Source organism: Vibrio sp. D173a, assembly GCF_030248475.1.
Window position 1 is genome coordinate 1 of record NZ_JAHGAH010001111.1, and the last position, 542, is coordinate 542.

General features: G+C 44.6%; 1 pseudogene. It reads left to right on the forward strand.

Features of this window, described 5'->3' with window-relative positions:
- Positions 1–542 (forward strand): annotated as a pseudogene (locus tag KIV40_RS31645) (hypothetical protein); the annotation flags it as partial.

Consider the following 542-nt stretch of genomic DNA (forward strand, 5'->3'; position numbering starts at 1 on the left):
TGGTGGTTCAGATGGTGATAGTTCTGGTGCTGCACCAGGTGGTGTGGTGATTACTGGTTTTGATGGTTACTTTAATCAAGCAATTGCCTTCCAAGATACAAACAACAATGGTCAACTTGATATCGATGCACTTGGAACTGAAGGCGCAGACCTTGTATTTGGCTTGACTGATACTAATGGTCAAATCACCGTACCAAACTCTATTGAAGGCGCTCTAGCACTACAAACCCTTACTCCGGGCGGTACAGTTCAACAAGCACTTATTGCACACAATAACGATGAGTTTGAAGTTGCTGGCAAATACACGATCGACATGGACCACCCATCTCAAGCTATGGCTCATGAGCTTGTGTTCCGCGCACCGACATCATCAAAAGTTATTTCACCAATCACTGACCTAGTGGCAATTGAAGCTGAAAAAAATGGTGGTGATTTAGAAGCTGCAGAAACCGCAGTAAACGTAGCTCTTGGCGGTACAGATTCTGCGCCTGTAGCACTTTATGATGATTTTGTTGAAGGTGACAATGCAGATGCAGAGCTTC